Annotated in this window: 16 protein-coding genes; 2 read left to right on the plus strand and 14 right to left on the minus strand. The window is 65.7% G+C overall.

Features of this window, described 5'->3' with window-relative positions; translation table 11 throughout:
• Window positions 1-20: 20 nt before the first annotated feature.
• A complete protein-coding gene (locus GPT34_RS11885) occupies window positions 21-242 on the plus strand; it encodes a TIGR02450 family Trp-rich protein (RefSeq protein WP_291012633.1) in 222 nt (73 codons plus the stop codon).
• Between the two features lie 20 nt (window positions 243-262).
• Here GPT34_RS11885 and GPT34_RS11890 read toward each other — a convergent pair whose 3' ends face one another.
• Together GPT34_RS11890 and GPT34_RS11895 are read right to left on the minus strand one after the other, a co-directional pair.
• Entirely contained in the window at window positions 263-829 is a 567-nt protein-coding gene (locus GPT34_RS11890; protein ID WP_291012636.1) for a pyridoxamine 5'-phosphate oxidase family protein, read from the minus strand.
• Window positions 819-1,217, minus strand: a complete 399-nt coding sequence (locus GPT34_RS11895; RefSeq protein ID WP_291012638.1) for a DUF393 domain-containing protein — start codon at window positions 1,215-1,217, stop codon at window positions 819-821. Before GPT34_RS11895 ends, GPT34_RS11890 begins: the two co-directional genes overlap by 11 nt.
• A gap of 113 nt (window positions 1,218-1,330) precedes the next feature.
• On the opposite strand from GPT34_RS11895, the gene GPT34_RS11900 reads away from it, so the two are divergent.
• Window positions 1,331-2,047: an SUMF1/EgtB/PvdO family nonheme iron enzyme gene (locus GPT34_RS11900; RefSeq protein ID WP_291012641.1), complete on the plus strand. Its 717-nt coding sequence runs from the start codon at window positions 1,331-1,333 to the stop codon at window positions 2,045-2,047.
• Window positions 2,048-2,059: 12 nt separating this feature from the next.
• Here the strand turns inward: GPT34_RS11900 and GPT34_RS11905 are convergent, their stop codons facing one another.
• The 12 genes from GPT34_RS11905 to bchB are packed head-to-tail and all read right to left on the minus strand — an operon-like array spanning window position 2,060 to window position 17,251.
• A complete protein-coding gene (locus GPT34_RS11905) occupies window positions 2,060-3,151 on the minus strand; it encodes a phytoene/squalene synthase family protein (protein WP_291012643.1) in 1,092 nt (363 codons plus the stop codon).
• A gap of 14 nt (window positions 3,152-3,165) precedes the next feature.
• Complete coding sequence (locus tag GPT34_RS11910) at window positions 3,166-4,752, minus strand: phytoene desaturase (protein WP_291012645.1); 1,587 nt, start codon at window positions 4,750-4,752, stop codon at window positions 3,166-3,168.
• Between the two features lie 9 nt (window positions 4,753-4,761).
• Window positions 4,762-5,613 (minus strand): putative photosynthetic complex assembly protein PuhE, encoded by an 852-nt coding sequence (puhE, locus tag GPT34_RS11915; protein ID WP_291012647.1) that lies wholly within the window; start codon window positions 5,611-5,613, stop codon window positions 4,762-4,764.
• Between the two features lie 15 nt (window positions 5,614-5,628).
• Window positions 5,629-6,756 carry a magnesium-protoporphyrin IX monomethyl ester (oxidative) cyclase gene (acsF, locus tag GPT34_RS11920; RefSeq protein WP_291012649.1) on the minus strand — a complete coding sequence of 376 codons (1,128 nt, stop codon included), beginning with the start codon at window positions 6,754-6,756 and terminating at the stop codon, window positions 5,629-5,631.
• Window positions 6,753-7,223 carry a photosynthetic complex assembly protein PuhC gene (gene puhC, locus GPT34_RS11925; protein WP_291012651.1) on the minus strand — a complete coding sequence of 157 codons (471 nt, stop codon included), beginning with the start codon at window positions 7,221-7,223 and terminating at the stop codon, window positions 6,753-6,755. Before puhC ends, acsF begins: the two co-directional genes overlap by 4 nt.
• Complete coding sequence (puhB, locus tag GPT34_RS11930; RefSeq protein ID WP_291012653.1) at window positions 7,220-7,912, minus strand: photosynthetic complex putative assembly protein PuhB; 693 nt, start codon at window positions 7,910-7,912, stop codon at window positions 7,220-7,222. The genes puhC and puhB overlap by 4 nt, the downstream gene beginning before the upstream one ends.
• The gene (gene puhA, locus GPT34_RS11935) at window positions 7,909-8,667 is read right to left on the minus strand and encodes a photosynthetic reaction center subunit H (RefSeq protein ID WP_291012656.1); all 759 of its coding nucleotides are present in this window, start codon (window positions 8,665-8,667) and stop codon (window positions 7,909-7,911) included. Before puhA ends, puhB begins: the two co-directional genes overlap by 4 nt.
• A gap of 55 nt (window positions 8,668-8,722) precedes the next feature.
• Complete coding sequence (locus tag GPT34_RS11940) at window positions 8,723-10,120, minus strand: BCD family MFS transporter (protein WP_291012657.1); 1,398 nt, start codon at window positions 10,118-10,120, stop codon at window positions 8,723-8,725.
• A 32-nt stretch (window positions 10,121-10,152) separates the two neighbouring features.
• A complete protein-coding gene (gene bchM / locus GPT34_RS11945) occupies window positions 10,153-10,866 on the minus strand; it encodes a magnesium protoporphyrin IX methyltransferase (RefSeq protein ID WP_291012660.1) in 714 nt (237 codons plus the stop codon).
• Between the two features lie 13 nt (window positions 10,867-10,879).
• Window positions 10,880-11,803 carry a ferredoxin:protochlorophyllide reductase (ATP-dependent) iron-sulfur ATP-binding protein gene (gene bchL, locus GPT34_RS11950; RefSeq protein ID WP_291012663.1) on the minus strand — a complete coding sequence of 308 codons (924 nt, stop codon included), beginning with the start codon at window positions 11,801-11,803 and terminating at the stop codon, window positions 10,880-10,882.
• Window positions 11,800-15,660: a magnesium chelatase subunit H gene (locus tag GPT34_RS11955; RefSeq protein ID WP_291012666.1), complete on the minus strand. Its 3,861-nt coding sequence runs from the start codon at window positions 15,658-15,660 to the stop codon at window positions 11,800-11,802. Before GPT34_RS11955 ends, bchL begins: the two co-directional genes overlap by 4 nt.
• Window positions 15,635-17,251 (minus strand): ferredoxin:protochlorophyllide reductase (ATP-dependent) subunit B, encoded by a 1,617-nt coding sequence (bchB, locus tag GPT34_RS11960; protein ID WP_291012669.1) that lies wholly within the window; start codon window positions 17,249-17,251, stop codon window positions 15,635-15,637. The genes GPT34_RS11955 and bchB overlap by 26 nt, the downstream gene beginning before the upstream one ends.
• Window position 17,252 lies beyond the last annotated feature (1 nt).

A 17,252-nucleotide genomic window follows, 5' to 3' on the forward strand; every position in this document is an offset into this window, starting at 1 on the left:
AGTGCGGGACAATCGCCTGCATGAACCGCATCCATCCCAAAAAGCTGCTGCTGAGCAAATGGACTGCGGTCGCCCCGTTGCACAAAGACAAACACTTTCTCGTCACCGTGGTGGTGAAACCCGAACCGCCGGCCGAGGCCATCGAATGGGTGGAGATCGAAGCCGTGATGTCGCGCGCTGTGCACCGCATCGCGTGGCGCGAACTCAAAGACCCGAATCGCTGGCGCCAGGGCTGGGTGTGAGGTCAGCCACCTGAACGCGGTCAGGGCACCAGCCACTCCACGCGCTGAGCATCGAGGCGCGCGCGGCGGTGCCCGGCGCGCGCCAGTTCCAGCCAGTCCATGGCGATCACCTGGCCGCTCAAAACCGCGATCTGTGGCGTGTCCAGCACGGCCTCATACGCACCGGCCAAGGCGCTGCCGGGTGCGCGCGCCGCGAGGTAGTCGTTGGCGGAAGGCGACTGCCGCACCCGCTCCCAGGCGGCGCTGGCTTCTTCATCGTTTTGCGACACCTCAAAGCGCAGCTGCAATCGCAGCTGCCAGTTCAGGCGGGTGCTCCAGCACACCAGACTGGCCACGGGCTGTGCCAGCAGTTCCGCCACCTTGGGGCTGCGCGCATCGGTGTAAATCAACAACTGCGCTTGCGGCTGGCGCACTTCGCGCAACACCACGGTGCGCGCCTGGGCCAGCCCGTCCAGACCAGTGGTGGCCAGCACCGGGGTGCGCCACTCGTGATGACGGTCCACCGCAGCGCGCCGCAGCTCTTGCCAGAGCCGTTGCCGAAGTTCGTCCCCATCGGCGAAGTGTTCGCGCTCGGGTTCAGCGGCCATGGGCGCTCGCGCCGAGCCAGCGGTTCAAGCCGCGCTGAATCCAGGGCCGCACCGGCAGGAAGGCGCGGTAAGCGAGCTCGGCCAGCCAGGACACCGGCGGGACCGCTGACAGCCAGCCCAGCCAGCGCCAGCCGGGCAACTGCCGCCACAGCTGGGAGAAGGCCGCCGCGCCGCTGAACAGCTCGCCCTGGGCGTCGCGCACATGAAATCGCGCCATGGCCGATCGGCAGTCCAGACCCGCTCCCAGCTCAGCCGACTGGCTCACGTCCACCCAGCCCAGCGCTTGCGCCGCGGGCATACGACGGTAGAAACCGATCTCGCGCTGGCACAGCGGACAGCTGCCATCGAAGTAGACGGTGAGGGGAAGAGGCGGCTGGGTCGCAGGCATAAAGGGGATCTTGCCCCATTCCCCAAGACCTTGCCCATGGACAGGCTCCAGCCCATGCACCGCCCTTGACCTCAGCCACTGCGGGGAAAATCCGATCGCGGCACGATAGCGCCATGCCCTTTCCAGCCGCCCTTGATCGCCGAACGCTGCCTCTCGCGTTGTTGACCGCCGTCTGCGGCGCTGCCGCCCAACCCGCCGACCGCGTGACACTGCCCGACTTCGTCATCGACCGCACCGAGGTGACCATCGCCCAGTTCACCCGCTTCGCCGCTGCTACAGGCTTGCGCACGCGGGCCGAGCGCGAAGGCGGTGGCTTTGAATACGTGGGGGGCTGGCAGCAACGCGCTGGCTGGACCTGGCGCACGCCCGACGGCAGCCCCATCGCCAGCGACCAGCTGCCGGCGGTTCACCTCACGCACGGCGAGGCACAAGCCTATTGCCAGTGGGCTGGCGGACGACTACCGACGGCGGCCGAGTGGATGAGCGCGGCCTACACCGAACAGCGGTCGTCTCCACCGTCACCCTGGCAACGTGGCAAGACCTACGACTACCCCACCGGCGACAGTCCGCAAGGCGCCAACACCAGCGCGCCTGACGCTTGGCCCCGCGCAGCGCCAGCAGGCGCCACCGCCGCTGGCGTCAACGGCCTGCTCGACATGGGGGCAAACGCATGGGAATGGGTGAGCGATGCGCGCGGCGCCGAGCGGCGAACCATGGGTGGTTCCTGGTGGTACGGCGCATCTCAAATGCGCGCCGAGGTCAACGCCTGGAAAGACGCCGACTTCGCCGCGGTCTATATCGGCTTTCGCTGCGTCTACCCGAACCGCTGAGTGGGCGGTGGCTCAGTGCGACAGTCGAGGGTGGGCGCGCGGCACGCCTTCGCGCTGCGCCAGCTTCTGCGCTTCCAGCCGCTCGAACAAATCGAGCATCCAGGCCACCCGGCCGTTGATCGACGCACTGGCCATCGCTTCGCCGTCAGACAGTGCCAGGGCCGAGGCATGGCAATGCTCCACCAGGTAAGCAATCGCGGCCAGCGGCGGGACCACCGGCGGGCGGCGGCTCACCCAGCCCGATTGCACACCGGCACAGGCCAGCAGGACCAGCTTGCGTGAGCGCGGCACCACCGCGCGCTGCGCCAGCGGATCGAGTCCGTTGCGCCGCAGCTGCTGCCCGATTTCGGCGTAGACCAGGCGCGCGGCCAAGATGGCCGAACGGCAGTCTCGCGGCAGCAGCGCGATGCCGCTGCTGGCCTGCGTATAAAGCTGGTCGGCCTCCACCAGCAAGCGATCGACCACGCTTTGCAGCGCCGGGCTGCAGCCTGGGCGGGCGAGCCACGCATCGGCATCGATGCCGGCGTCGACCAGCCACTGACGCGGAAGATAGAGGCGACCCTTGCGCGCGTCTTCACCCACATCACGCGCAATGTTGGTCAGCTGCATCGCCACACCCAGCTCACAGGCTCGGGCCAGAGCCTGTGCGCTGCGCACGCCCATGATCCAGCACATCATTGCCCCTACGCTGCCGGCCACACGGGCGCCGTAGTCGTGCAGGTCTTCGAGCGTGTCGTAGGCGCGGCCTTGCGCGTCCCAAGCAAAGCCGTCAAGCAAGGCATCAAGCAGCGGGCGCGGCAGGTCGTGGCGGCGCACCACCTCGGCCAGGGCGCGGTCTTCCAGGTGGTCGAGTGGATCGTTGTCGTAAATATGGTCCAGCCGCAGGCCGAGCTGGGCCAAGGCCTGATCCAGCCTCAGGTCACCATCGTCGACCAGGTCGTCGGCCACGCGGCAAAACGCATAGAGCGCAATCGCGGCGCAGCGCACGCGGGGCGGCAGCAGGCGGCTGGCCGCGAAGAAGGTGCGCGAGCCGGTGCGCATCAGCGCCACGCAGGCGGCCAGATCATCGGCGCCCGCAGCACGTTGCACAGCGGCTTGTTCCAAAGCGGAGCTCGGCATCATGCGCCTTGGGCCGCACGGGCCTGGGCATACAACTGGGCGTGGGGCACCACCGAGTCAAGCGCCTTGGCCGACATAAGCACACCCGGCACACCGGCTCCCGGGTGGGTGCTCGCGCCCACCATGTAAAGGCCGTCCACATCTTCGCTGCGGTTGTGCGGGCGGAACCAGGCGCTTTGCATCAGCAACGGCTCCAGGCCAAAGGCCGCGCCCTTGAAGGACAGCAGGCGGTCGTGAAAGTCTTGCGGCGTGCGCACGAAGGAGGCGCTGAGCTGCTGCTCAAACCCAGGCATCACCGTGCGGTCCAGCACCTCGGCCACCGCGCGGCGCATGGGCTCCGCTTGCTCGGCCCAGTCCGTGCCGCTGTCCAGATGCGTCACCGGTGCCAGCGCGTAATAGGTGTCGTGACCGGGTGGCGCCATGCTGGCGTCGGTCGCTGTGGGGCGGTGCAGGTAAAGGCTGAAATCAGGTGCCAGCTTATGGCGGCGGAAGATGTCTTTCAGCAGCTCCTTGTAACGCGGTCCGAGCAGCATGGTGTGGTGAGGCACGTCGTGGTACTGGCGCTTGGTGCCGAAGTACCAGACGAACAGACTCATGGAATAGCGCCCGCGATCGATGCGGCGGTCGGTCCAGTGGCGGCGGTGCTCGGGCGCCACGAGGTTGCGGTAGGTCCACGCGGTGTCGCCGTTGGAGATCACGATGTCGGCGGCGATGTGTTCACCGCTGGCCAGGGTGACGCCGCGCGCCCGGCCGTTTTCAATATCGATGCGCCGCACCTCGGCGTTGCAGCGCAGCGTGCCGCCCTGCCCCTTCAAAAGGCCTGCCAGACCTTGCACCAGCTTGCCGGTGCCGCCGACCGCCCAATGCACGCCCCACTGGCGTTCCAGCGCGTTGATGAGGCTGTAAATGCAGGTGACCGAAAACGGATTGCCGCCGATCAGCAGGCTTTGCAGGCTCATCGCGATACGTAGCTTGGGGTGCTTGATATGGCTGGCCACCATGGCGTGCAGACTGCGCCAGCCGCGCATGCGGAAGATCGCGGGGCTGGCCTTGATGAGGTCGCCTACGGTGTCGAATGCCTTGGCGCCCAGAGCCTCGAAGCCGAGCTTGTAGCAATAGTCAGCCTCTGCCATGAAGCGCTCGTAGCCCGCCGCATCGCTCGGGCTGATGCGGCGCACCTCGGCGCGCTGCTTGTCCGGATCGCCGCTGTAATTGAAGTGGTCGCCGTCGTCAAAGCGAATGCGGTAGAACGGATCGAGCGAACGCAACTCGACGTCGTCGCTGCGGCGCTTGCCCGCCAGAGCCCAGAGTTCGTCAAACAGAAACGGCACGGTGATGATGGTCGGGCCGGCGTCGAACACATGGCCGCCCTGATGGTGCACATAGGCGCGGCCACCGGGCGCATCGAGCTTCTCCAGCACCGTGACCCGCCAGCCCTTGGCAGCCAGGCGAACCGCTGACGCCAGGCCACCAAAGCCGCTGCCGATGATGACGGCGTGCGGCGTGCCAGGTGGGTGTTGAGGCGACTGGGGAGTGGCCGAGGGAGGCAATTCCCAGCGGTCTTCTTCGGTGCGAAAAGCGTTCATGCGAAAGCGTCAGTCTGGTTTGATCACCGGGCGGGTGCTGGGTGAGATGACCTGGACTTTTCCGGCTTTGGTGAACGGTTTGGCGGGCCGCTGCGACATCGCCCAGCCCCAGAGTTTTTGCATGGGTACCGGCAGCACCATGAGCACATGCTCGACGATGGCCAGCCCCAACAGTGCCGCCAGCAGCACCCAGCCGGTGGTGATGGCCGCGTCACCGCCTGGCACCTGCCAGAGCATCCAGGCCCAGACCCCGCAGGCGCCGCCCACCGTCACATAAAAAAAAGCGGTAACCGGCCCCCGCTTAAAGTAGGAGCCCAGGTAGACCAGGTGCTTGGGCAGGTACTGTTCGCCAACCTCGGGAACGCCCAGGAACAGGTTGAGCTTGGCCGAGGCGCGCATGCACCACAGCAAAGCGAAAGTGCAGATGGCGGTGTGGCTGGGCTGGCCTTGCTGCATCCACCACAACAGGCCAAAGTTAGCCAACAAGGCCAGTTCGTGCCACAGCACAGCCTGCAGCGACTGCGCGAGGCGCTTCGCGCCGGTGGCGCCAGCCTGCAGAGGCAACTTGCGAGGCCCAGCCAGCCAACCAGTGAGAAACGCCAGTTCGTGCCAGCTCCACATGACGATCACGCTGGCGAACGCTAGGTAGGCGTTGGCCACGGTGTGGGCCTGCATGCTTTGCCAGGTGGTCCAAAAACTGGCTCCCAGCAGTCCGGAGAACGCCAACAGGCTCCAGCGGAAACTGGCCACCGGCCGGCGCACCAGCCACAACAGCGCACCCGTGCCGAACCACCAGCACACCAACGCGAACAGCGCGGGTGCAGTGAGTGAGTCGGTGAAATCAGCCAAGGTGTCGATCATTTCAAACGCTCAGGCTCACCAGACTGGTTCCAGCCGGATGTCCTTGGGCAGTTCACGCTGGATCACCGGCACCAGGTACAACCGGCCGAAGGTGAAAAACGCGCGCACCGCGCAGCTGGCTCGCTGCACCGCACCCACCATGCCACCGCGTTCGCGCGCCCTGTCGTTTTCCAGCGAGATCGCCAGCAGGCGGTCCATGCAGCGGCGGAACACCGGGTGGTCGATGTCGACCTCGACCGGGAACACCTGGCGGCAGATGTCGCTGGTAATGCGGAAAACCGCGTAATCGTATTCGGTGGACTCGAAACCCATGGCCTCGTGCAGCATCGGCCGCGTGTGGTCGCGCACGTACATGGTGGCGTAGACCGCGAGGATGAAGAAGCGGATCCAGAGCTTGTTGACACCAGTCAGCAGGTGAGGCTGGGCGCGCATCATGAGCGCAAACGATTCGCCATGGCGGAATTCGTCGTTGCACCAGCGCTCGAACCAGCGAAAGATCGGGTGAAAACGTTTGTCGGGATGACGTTCGAGCTGGCGGAAGATAGTGATGTAACGTGCGTAGCCAATCTTCTCGCTCAGGTAGGTGGCGTAGAAGATGTACTTGGGTTTGAAGTAGGTGTAGGCCTTGGTCTTGCGCAGTGCGCCGAGGTCGATGCCGAGACCGAAATCCTTGAGCGACTGGTTGATGAAGCCAGCGTGACGCGATTCGTCGCGCGCCATGTAGGCCATCAGCTGTTTGATGTCGGGGTTGCTGATGTTCTTGCGGATCTCGTTGTAGAGGATACAGCCGGAGAACTCGGAAGTGCAGGAGCTGATGAGGAAATCGAGAAACTCCTTTCGCAATTCGGGCGAGAGCTGGGGCACGAGGACCTTGAGCTCCTCGGCAAACGCAGCATCGCGCTTGAAGTGGTCCTGGTTGTTGTCGCCCTCGTACTCGGCCATCATCTTGTCCCACTCGGCACGTACCGGCGTGACGTCGAGCGCGTCCATGGCCTTGAAATCGGTGGTGTAGAAGCGCGGCGTGAGCATGGTGTCTTGCGCGGCGCGGGCGGTGGAATCCTTGGTGGCGTCCATCGAGTCCATCAGCAGAGCCACATGGTCGGTCTGGGTGTCGGTGCGGGCGGTATCGAGAACTGGGTTCATGGCTTCACTCCTTGGGTGGGTTGGGCCCAGCGCAGCTGGCTGAAGACCGCGGCGTTGGTCGGGCCGAAGGATTCGAGGTTGATGCGCTCGCCGGTGGCGGTGTCACGCAAAGTGACGCGGCCGTCCACATGGCCGATCAGTTCAAACGGGGCTTCAGGGCCAAGCTGACGAGTTGCCCGCTCGCGCGCCAGGGCACGCAGGCTGCCCCGAACAAAACCTTGCTCGCCCTTGAACCGCGCCACCTCCTGGCCGCTGGCGGCGTCAATCGCGGCCACATCGCCGTTGGGGCGGTCTTCAAAGCGCAGGGTCTGCTGCCAGGCGACAGCAGGGGTCTCACTGGCAATCACGCCACCGCTGACATGGCGCTCCCAGGCCACGCCAGCCAGCGTGGACACCAGCACCGCGCCAATCAGCCAGATCGGCCAAGGGGTTCCCGTGCCGAGCGGCGCGGAGTATTGCGCGCTCATACCGCCGCCGTGTGGTGAGGCATGGACGGATCACGCACCGCACGCACCCGAACCGGCAACGGCATGTCCACCCCAGCAGCCTCTGCACCCACAACCACTTGCTCGGTCGGGTTGGCCAGCTGCCAGGCGGTCTGCAGGCGAGCGGCCACCGCCGCGGCGTCCGGCAAACAACGCAGGCTGGGCTCGGGTCGCTTGAGCTGCCAGGGGCGCGCGTGGGGCCAGAGGTTGAGCCAGGCGATGCGGTCTTCGCCTTTGAGGGCGATTGCGATGTCGCCCTGGCCGTCAGCGTAGGGCTTGATCGAGGCGCCCGCGATCTGCCTGAGCGGCAGGTTGAAGGTCAGCGTGAGCACGATGCCGACGCGCATGATGACGCGGCGGTCGGTGAGGCTGTAGAGCGTGGTGCGCGCCGAGAACCAAGCGGTAAGACATAGCAGGCCGAGAGCCAGCGAAGCCATCACGACACTGGTGAGCAACGGGCGCAGGAGCGCCGCCTGTGGGTCGCCCAGCAGGTACAACCATTGCACCGCCAGCATGGCGACGAAGTACAGCGCCAGCTTGCGAACATGGAAGGCGTGCAGCGCCAGCTGCACCCAGTTGGGACTGCCTTGCCACAACAGGCGCTCACCCTTCGGTAGCGGCTCGGGCAAGCCGGGGGCTGCCTCGAACTCATGTTCGTGGTGCGCGTTCATACCAGCGGCTCCTGGCGATCGGGTGTGGCGTACAGCAGGCCGGCGCCAAAGTAAGCCATGATCTTTTCTTCTTCCAGCAGCGTGATCTGGTTGGGTGTGCGCACCCCGGGCACGTTGACGAACTGCTCGGCCAGCAAGGCGTGCACGTAGATGCCGCTCTTCTTGATGCGCGCGAAGTTCATCGGCAGCAGCACCGAACGGCCGCTCGGCAGATCGAGCTCAATGTAGCGGAACATCATCTCCGAGCGGTCAACCCACAGGTCTTTGACCGTACCGGCCACCTCGCCATCGGCACCGAACACCGACAGGCCCCGCGGGTCGGTGTCCTGCACCGCCACGCCGTGGTCATCGGCCACGCGCAGCGGCACGATCTTGGGCTCACCCTCAAAGGTCATGTCGGGATGGTCAGCCCGCGCGGCCCAGGCGCCAGGACCCACACCGGCCAGCAGCGGATCGCCCACTGGCTCCAACGGTGCACCGATCCAACCGTGGCTGGGCTGACCGTGGTAAGTGCCATCGACGCGGTTCGGGTCGGGGCTGAGCATCTCGCGGCCATCGGCCAGCTTGTAAGTCTTGGACTCGACCGACGGCCAGCCATCGATCTTGGGGCCGTTCTCGCGACCGGGGTCCATCGGGTAACCCTCGCGGTGGCTTTCGCGCTGCAGGTAATAAATGAGGCCAAAAAAGAAGGCCCAGAACGCGTACAGCACGAGCTGTGCGACGTCGACATACTGGGTGATGGCGCCTGTTTCCATGGTGATACTCCTTCGGTGGGTACGGGGCTCGGTGATGGGGAGAAATAGAGATGGCTCAGCCGGGCAGTTCGGCCAGGCCGATGGGTTGCGCGGATCGGGACGGTGCCGAACCGCTGCGCCGGACCAGCGGGCCCAGTGCAATCAGCACGACAAAGAGCAAATAGATTTCCAGGTGGAACACGAAGCTGTAGCCGGTGACGGGTGAGTTCAGCACCTCACCCAGCCAGCCGCCCGTGGCCAGGGCCGAGACGGCATCGCGCAGCACGCCGCCCAACGCCATAGACACGCCAGCGGCGGTCGCTTGCACTGCGCCCCAGGCCCCCAGCACCAGGCCGGTGAGTTCACGCTCGGGAAAGGCCATGGCGGTCAGCAACATGCCGACCGAAAACAGGCCACCGGAAAATCCGATCAGCGCAGCGCCGATCTGGAACATCAGAGGCGAGGCCATTGGCGCCGAAAAGATCACCAGGGCAAACGCGGGCAAACCCAGCAAGGCACCGATGGCGGCGAGGCGGATGGTGTCCAGCCCCTTACCCAAGATGCGGGCCGACAGCGCAAATGCGAGCAAGGCGCCGCCCGCGCTCATGGCGGTAAGTGCGCTGGTGAGTCCCACGTTCATGCCCAGCACCTGGCCGCCATAGGGTTCCAGAACCACGTCCTGCATGCTGAACGCCACCGTGCCCAGACCCACGGTCCATAGAAAGCGGCGAATCTTGGGCATGGCCATCAGCCGAGCCCAGCTCTGGCTGAAGCCATTGGCCGCGCGCGCACCGCGCCTGGCCCGCCGCGGCTCCTGCTTCCAGAGCGAGGTGATGTTGAGCACCGCCACCAGCACCGCAGCGCCCTGCACCACCTGAACCAGGCGCGTGGGGCTGAAGTCTTGCAGTACCCAGCCCAGCAGGCCGCTGCCCAGGATCATGCCCACCAGCAGCGTGCCGTACAGGAGCGCCACGACACGAGGGCGCTTGTCTTCCGCCGAGATGTCGCTGGCCAGGGCCAGGCCGGCAGTCTGGGTGATCTGCATGCCCGCACCGACCAGCAGAAAGGCCAGCGCGGCGCCCACACGACCAGCCCAGACTTCCATGCCATGCCCGGCGGGCAGTGAAAGCAGCAGCAAGGCAAAAGGCATGATGGCCAGGCCACCAAACATGAGCAGAGTGCCGATCCACATGTAGGGCATACGCTTGAGGCCCAGGGCCGAGGGGTGCGTGTCGCTGCGGTAGCCAATGAGAGCGCGCAGCGGTGCGAACACCAGCGGCAACGCCACCGACAGCGCGACCCACCAAGCGGGAACCCCGAGCTCCACGATCATTACGCGGTTGAGCGTGCCCACCAGCAGGGCCATGGTCATGCCGATGGACAGTTGGAACAGGGAGAGGCGAAGCAGCCGACCCAAGGGCAGTTCGCTCGACGCAGCGTCGGCAAACGGCACATAGCGCTGGGTGATTTTCATCGCCCAGGCGGGTGAGAGCAGCTTGGTTAGGTTCACCGCGTCCACTCCCAGGCCTGTGAGGTGTAGAAGCCGCTGGCCACTCGCTCGCATCGGCGTTCACTCCAACCATCGGACCCGATACCGCGCAGCAGCCCCAGGCGCAACACCGACTGCGACACCGGCGTGAGCGCCGGAGAACGGTCGGTCCGCGGAAACCAGCGCCCCACGCTGTGCATGGCAGCCAGCAGCGGCGTGCGCGGCGCAAAGGTGAACAGCATGCTGCTGCGCGTGCGTTGCGAAAGGCGCTGCAAGGCCTGCGTGATATCGGGCGTGTCGTAGTGGATCAAGGAATCCATCGCCACCACGTGATCAAAGTGCCCCAGCGCATCGTCCAGCATGTCGCCAGACAGGAACTGCACGCTGCCACCGCTGCCGTTGGGGGCGAGCGTGGTGCTGCGGTCGCGGGCGAGTTGCACCAGCGTGGGCGAGAGGTCGATAGCGACCACCTCGGCGCCGCGCTGCATGGCTTCCATAGCCAGCGCGCCGGTGCCGCAACCAGCATCCAGCAAGCGCAGGCCGCGCATGTCAGCCGGCAGCCATCCCAGCAAGGTGTCGCGCATCTGGTCGCGTCCAGCGCGCACCGAGGCGCGGATGCGGCCGACCGGCGCGGTGGAGGTCAGGCGCTCCCAGGCTTGCGCAGCGGTGCGATCGAAATAGTTTTCGATCTCGGAGCGCCGCTCCAGGTAGTTGGCGTTTGAAGTTTTCATCTGTGTGTCCCGATCAGTCAAAACCCAGCAGGTCGAAGATGTCGCGGTCCTTCATGGGTACCGCAGCCAGCGGCTCCACGCCAGCCCAGAGCGAGGCGGCCAGACGCATGTACTCTTTTTTCACCGCTTCCAGCTCGGGCGAGGTCTCCATCTCGAACAAGGTCGACTTTTTCAGACGGCTGCGGCGGATCACGTCCAGGTCGGGGAAGTGCGCAGCGAGCTTGAGGCCGATCTGGTCGTTGTACTTGTCGATCTGGTCAGTGGCCGCGCTGCGGTTGGCGATCACGCCGCCCAGGCGCACGTTGTAGTTTTTCGCCTTGGCGCCAATCGCCTGCACGATGCGGTTCATCGCAAAGATGGAATCGAAGTCGTTAGCGGTCACGATGAGTGCGCGGTCGGCGTGCTGCAGGGGCGCGGCAAAACCGCCGCACACCACATCGCCCAGCACGTCAAAGATCACCACGTCGGTGTCTTCCAGCAGATGGTGCTCTTTCAGCAGCTTGACGGTCTGGCCGACCACATAGCCGCCGCAGCCGGTACCCGCTGGCGGGCCGCCCGCCTCGACGCACATCACACCGTTGTAGCCCGGGAATACAAAATCTTCCACACGCAGTTCTTCGGCGTGGAAATCCACCGTTTCCAGCACGTCGATCACGGTAGGCAGCATCTTCTTCGTCAGGGTGAAGGTGCTGTCGTGCTTGGGGTCGCAGCCTATCTGTAGCACCCGCTTGCCGAGGTGGGAGAACGCAGCGGACAGGTTGGAGCTGGTGGTGCTCTTGCCGATGCCCCCCTTGCCATAGATGGCAAAGACCTTGGCGTTGCCGATCTTGACAGAAGGGTCAAGCTGCACCTGCAGGCTGCCTTCGCCATCGGCTCGACCGGCGCGGCCTGAGGCACGCCTCAGGTCGGTCAGCGGCACGGTGGATTCGGTGATCATGCGGGGGCTCCTTCAAAGATGCCTTCCAACCGGTCTTCCAGCTCTTCGCTGGCAAGACGAAGTGCCTTCAGCACCTCGGGGTCGGGTTGCCAGAACTGGCGCTCAGACGCCTCGATCAGGCGGCTGGCCACACGCGCGGACGCGGTGGGGTTGAGTTTGGCCAGGCGCTCGCGCATGGCAGGGTCGAGCACAAAAGCCTGTGTCAGTTGCTCGTACACCCAGGGCTGGACTTGACCTGTGGTGGCCGACCAGCCCATGGTGTTGGTGAGGTGCACTTCGATCTGGCGCACGCCCTCGAAGCCGTGCTTGAGCATGCCCTCGGTCCACTTGGGGTTGAGCATGCGGGTGCGGGTTTCCAAAGCGACCTGCTCGCCCAGCGTGCGCACCGTACCGCCGCCATGGCTGTCGCGCGTCTGGTCGCCGATGTAGACCGGCGCCACTTCGGCGGCGCTACCGTGCTGGCGGGTCTTGGCGCGCTGAATGGCTCGGCTCACGCCTCCCAGGGTGTCGAAATAGGTGTCGACCGTGGTCACGCCCAGCTCCACCGAATCGAGGTTCTGGTATGCCAGGTTCACATCGGCCAGGACACTGCTGAGCAACTGGCTGTGCTGCACCGGGCGGCCGCCACGCCCGTACGCAAAACCTTTGCGGCGGCTGTAGGTTTCGGCCAGCTCGTCGGGGTCTTCCCAGCGGCTGTTGTCAATCAGGCTGTTTACGTTGGAGCCATAGGCGCCTTCGGCGTTGCCGAACACGCGCAGTGAGGCGGTTTCCAGGTCCACGCCGTGTTGAGCCTGGTAGGCCAGCGCGTGGCGGCGAATCGCGTTCTCGGCCACCGGCTCGTCGGCGCTGGCGGCCATGAATGCTGCTTCGGCCAGCAGGCGGATCTGCAGCGGCAGCAGGTCGCGGAAGATGCCCGAGAGGGAGATCACCACGTCAACCCGCGGACGACCCAGCTCAATCAGCGGGATCAGCTCGGCTCCTGCCAGGCGGCCATAGCTGTCGAAGCGCGGACGCGAACCCATCAAGGCGAGCGCCTGGCCGATCGGGCCGCCCTCGCTCTTCAAGTTGTCGGTGCCCCATAGCACCATGGCAATGGACTCGGGGAAGGCATTGCCGTCGGCCATGTGGCGCGCCAGCAACCGCTCGGCCTGGCGCGCGCCGTCCTTGACGGCGTAGGCGCTGGGGATACGAAACGGATCGAAGCCGTGCACGTTGCGGCCCGTGGGCAGGATGGCCGGCGTGCGCAGCAAATCACCGCCGGGAGCGGGCCGCAGGAAACGGCCATCCAGCGCGCGAAGAATGCCCTCGATCTCATGGTCTTGCACCAGCATGCCGTCGATGCGGGCGAGCTCGGTCATCAGCGCTGACACAGTGGCGGCGTCCACGGGCGCCGAACTGGCAGACTGCAAGCTGGTCAGTGTGTGCGCGGCAGCCTCCTCGGCGCTCCCGCCATCCACCAGTCGCTGCACACCTTCTCGCAGCGCGCTGCTCTGGCCGATCAGACCATGACTGGCTTCGGCGCAGGACAGCAGCATGTCGATGCGCTCACTGGCGCTCGGTGCCTGACCGACAACGTGCAAGCCGCAGGGAATGAGCGTGTACTCCAGTTCCAGCACCGCGGCGTTCAGGCGGACCAGGCAGGCGTCGCGGTCGCCGGCCCAGCCGTCGTGTTCGTCGCACAGGTCCAGCGCCTGCGCTTGCGTGTGAATGAGTTCAGCCAGCTCGTCGCGTTCGTCGGCGGCCTCGGGCTCAAGGCTGCGGAAACGCTCCAGCAAATCCTTGAGTTCAAGAAGCCCCTGGTACAGCCCCGCCTGCGCCACCGGCGGCGTGAGGTAGCTGATGAGGGTGGCGGCGGCGCGGCGCTTGGCGATCGTACCTTCCGACGGGTTGTTCGACGCGTAGAGGTACATGTTGGGCAGGTCGCCGATCAGGCGATCGGGCCAGCACAGGGCGCTCAGGCCGTTCTGTTTACCGGGCATGAATTCCAGCGCGCCGTGGGTGCCGAAGTGCAGCGCGGCGTGGGCACCAAAGTCTTCGCGAATCCAGCGATAAAAAGCGGAAAAGGCATGAGTCGGTGCGAAGCCTTGCTCGAACAGCAGGCGCATCGGGTCGCCTTCGTAGCCCATCCCGGGCTGGATGCCGACGAACACATTTCCAAAGCGCTCGCCCATCACAAAGATGCGGCTGCCATCGCTTTGCTGCTGGCCCGGCGCAGGGCCCCATTGGGCTTCGATCTCACGCAGGTGACGCTCGCGCTTCACATGATCGTCCACACCGATGAGGGCGTGCACATTGGCTGGCGCACCGTATTGCGCGGCGTTGCCGGTGATGATGCGCTCGCGCAAGGCGTCCACGCTGGCCGGTAGCTCCACCGTGTAGCCCTGGCGCTGCATCGCGGCCAGAGTGTTGTAAAGCGACTCGAACACGCCCAGAAAAGCGGCGGTGCCGGTGTTGCCGGCATTGGGGGGAAAGTTGAAGATGACCGCCGCCACCTTGCGCCCGGCGCGATCCGATCGACGCAGATCGACCAGGCGACCGACGCGCGCCGCCAGCGCATCGGCACGCTCGCTGCAGGTCTGCATGTCGTGCACGTCTTGCGGGTTGTCGAAGTGGCAACCTTTGCTGCAACCAATGCACTGCACCGAAGCCGCACCGCCGCGACCGCCGTACACCATGGAGCCTGTAGCGCCGTCCAGCTCGGGAATCGCCACCATCATCGTGGATTCCACTGGCAACAGCCCCCGGGCTGAGCCGCCCCAGTGGTCCAGCGTCTGGAACTCCACTGGCGTGACCGCGAGATAAGGCACATCCAGCCGGGCCAGCACTTCTTCAGCGGCATGGGCATCGTTGTAAGCAGGCCCGCCAATCAGCGAAAAGCCGGTGAGCGAGACCAGAGCGTCGATCACCGGGCGACCTTCTTTCAGGAAGTAGCCCTCGATCGCAGGCCGGTTGTCAAGCCCGGTGGCAAAGGCCGGAATCACGCGCAGGCCGCGCGCTTCCAGCGCGGTGATCACGCCGTCGTAGTGCCCGGTGTTACCCGCCAGCAAATAGGAGCGCATCACCAGCAAGCCCACCGTGCCGCGCTGGCCGGTGATGGCTACGCGGGGCAGTGCCGACACATCGGCCGACAAGCGCGCTTTCATGCGTGGGTGATACACGCCCACCTCGGGGTAGTCCAGCGGCGCGACCACGTTGCAGCGAGCCTTCAAACCAGCACGCGAACCCGCGGCGTAGCGCGACACCAGAAACTGCACCAGACTCACCATGTTTTCCTCAGAACCGGCCAGCCAGTACTGCATGGACACGAAATAGGCGCGCACGTCCTGCGCCGTGCCTGGGATGAAACGCAGGATCTTGGGCAGACGGCGTAGCATGCGCATCTGGCGCGCGCCAGCGGTGCTCTTGTCTTCCGGTGAGGCGTTGACGTCGGCCGTACCTTTGCCGCGCAGCTTTTTCAGAAACGCCATAGGCCCGCTGACTGGACCGCTCATGTCGAAACGGCCCATGCGCGTGAGGCGCGTGACCTCAGTGGCCGACATCAGGCAGACCATGGCGTCACAGGCGTCGCGCCGCGCCTGCAGAGCGGGCAACACCGGCAGGAAGTGGTCTTCCATGAACAGCATGGTGCAGATCACGACGTCGCCGCGCGCGATGTCGTCAATGCAGCGCCGCAGCGCCTCGGGCTCGTCGGTCCATTCGGCGGCGGCGTGCACGCTGAGCGACAAGCCCGGCAGGGCACGCGCCAGTTGGCGGTGTGCCCGCGCGGCGGCGCTGGCCAGGTGGCTGTCCATGGTGACCAGCACCACGCGCATCGTTTGCGCGCCGGGTTGGTCAGCGGCTAAAGTGGGCTTTGGCATCGTAGAGGGTCTCTAACGTGATGACGGGCAGGCCCTTGTCCCTGGCGTAGTGCTCTGTGTTGCGGCGGGCCTTGCCGCGAACAAAAAATGGAATCTTGCGCAGTTCTTTTTCGGCGTCGGCCGACCAAGTGGCCACCGCTTGCGCCGAGCTGCTGGCTGCGGCGGCAATGGCCTGATCGGCCTCTGCGGTGGCAAGCTCATCTGGCGCATCGATAGCCTCATCCACTGTCACCTGGACCCCTGCGGCGGGCCGGGACACCGAGCCACCCAGGTGCGACGGCGCGGCATCTTCGTGGAACTCTGCATCGCCACGGAACATACCGATCAGGTGCTCTTCCAAGCCCATCATGAGCGGGTGCACCCAGGTGTCGAACAGCACGTTGGCGCCCTCAAAACCCATCTGGGGTGAATAGCGCGCCGGAAAATCCTGCACATGCACCGGGGCCGAAATCACCGCGCAGGGAATGCCCAGGCGCTTGGCGATGTGGCGCTCCATCTGCGTGCCCAGCACCAGCTCGGGCTGCAGCTCGGCGATGCGCGCTTCCACGTCCAGGTAGTCGTCACAGATCAGGGCCTCGACGCCGTACAGCTTGGCCGCCTCGCGCACCTCGCGTGCAAACTCGCGGCTGTAGGTGCCAAGGCCAACCACCGTGAAGCCCATCTCGTCCTGCGCGATGCGCGCGGCGGCCACCACATGGGTGGCATCGCCAAACACGAAAACACGCTTGCTGGTGAGGTAGGTCGAATCGACCGAGCGTGCATACCACGGGGCGCGGGCGTCGGCACAGGCCAGCACCGGCTCGGGATTCACGTCTGCTAGCGCCGCCACTTCGCGGATGAAGTCGAGCGTGGCACCGGTGCCGATGGGCACGGTTCGGGTGGCGGGCTGACCAAAGGTTCGCTGCAACCAGCCGGCTGCCACGCTGGCGATTTCGGGGTAGAGCACGACGTTGAAGTCGGCATCGCCCAGGCGCGCGAGGTCGGCAGGCGTGGCGCCCTGCGGGGCCACCACGTTGATGTCCACCCCCAGCTGCGTCAGCAGACCGGTGACTTCGCGCAGGTCATCCCGGTGGCGAAATCCCAGCGCGGTCGGGCCCAGGATGTTGCAGCGGGCGCGCTGGCCGGGTTCGCGTGACGCGCGCTTCACCGAGTTGTCGGCGAGGTGGCGCACAAGTTGATAAAAGGTTTCCGCCGCGCCCCAGTTTTCCTTGCGCTGGTACGAAGGCAGCTCCAGCGGCACCACGGGCACCGGCAGGTCCAGCGCCTTGCACAGGCCACCCGGATCGTCCTGGATCAACTCGGCGGTGCAAGAAGCGCCGACGATCATGGCCTGCGGCTGGAATCGCTCAAAGGCTTCTTTGGCGGCGTTCTTGAACAGCTCGGCCGTGTCGCCCCCCAGGTCGCGCGCCTGGAAGGTGGTGTAGGTGACCGGCGGGCGTTTGGCGTCGCGCTGGATCATGGTGAACAGCAGATCGGCGTAGGTATCGCCCTGGGGCGCGTGCAACACGTAGTGCACGCCTTGCATCGCCGTGGCCACGCGCATGGCGCCCACGTGGGGCGGTCCTTCGTAGGTCCAGAGCGTGAGTTGCATG

This window comes from Hydrogenophaga sp., from assembly GCF_011390835.1.
GTDB lineage: Bacteria > Pseudomonadota > Gammaproteobacteria > Burkholderiales > Burkholderiaceae_C > Hydrogenophaga.

Bases quoted from the DNA above. Each gene is read 5' to 3' on its own strand.
- GPT34_RS11885 (WP_291012633.1), top strand. From the start codon at position 21: ATGAACCGCATCCATCCCAAAAAGCTGCTGCTGAGCAAATGGACTGCG.
- GPT34_RS11890 (WP_291012636.1), bottom strand. From the start codon at position 829: ATGGCCGCTGAACCCGAGCGCGAACACTTCGCCGATGGGGACGAACTT.
- GPT34_RS11895 (WP_291012638.1), bottom strand. From the start codon at position 1,217: ATGCCTGCGACCCAGCCGCCTCTTCCCCTCACCGTCTACTTCGATGGC.
- GPT34_RS11900 (WP_291012641.1), top strand. From the start codon at position 1,331: ATGCCCTTTCCAGCCGCCCTTGATCGCCGAACGCTGCCTCTCGCGTTG.
- GPT34_RS11910 (WP_291012645.1), bottom strand. From the start codon at position 4,752: ATGAACGCTTTTCGCACCGAAGAAGACCGCTGGGAATTGCCTCCCTCG.
- puhE (WP_291012647.1), bottom strand. From the start codon at position 5,613: ATGATCGACACCTTGGCTGATTTCACCGACTCACTCACTGCACCCGCG.
- acsF (WP_291012649.1), bottom strand. From the start codon at position 6,756: ATGAACCCAGTTCTCGATACCGCCCGCACCGACACCCAGACCGACCAT.
- puhC (WP_291012651.1), bottom strand. From the start codon at position 7,223: ATGAGCGCGCAATACTCCGCGCCGCTCGGCACGGGAACCCCTTGGCCG.
- puhB (WP_291012653.1), bottom strand. From the start codon at position 7,912: ATGAACGCGCACCACGAACATGAGTTCGAGGCAGCCCCCGGCTTGCCC.
- puhA (WP_291012656.1), bottom strand. From the start codon at position 8,667: ATGGAAACAGGCGCCATCACCCAGTATGTCGACGTCGCACAGCTCGTG.
- GPT34_RS11940 (WP_291012657.1), bottom strand. From the start codon at position 10,120: ATGAAAATCACCCAGCGCTATGTGCCGTTTGCCGACGCTGCGTCGAGC.
- bchM (WP_291012660.1), bottom strand. From the start codon at position 10,866: ATGAAAACTTCAAACGCCAACTACCTGGAGCGGCGCTCCGAGATCGAA.
- bchL (WP_291012663.1), bottom strand. From the start codon at position 11,803: ATGATCACCGAATCCACCGTGCCGCTGACCGACCTGAGGCGTGCCTCA.
- GPT34_RS11955 (WP_291012666.1), bottom strand. From the start codon at position 15,660: ATGCCAAAGCCCACTTTAGCCGCTGACCAACCCGGCGCGCAAACGATG.
- bchB (WP_291012669.1), bottom strand. From the start codon at position 17,251: ATGCAACTCACGCTCTGGACCTACGAAGGACCGCCCCACGTGGGCGCC.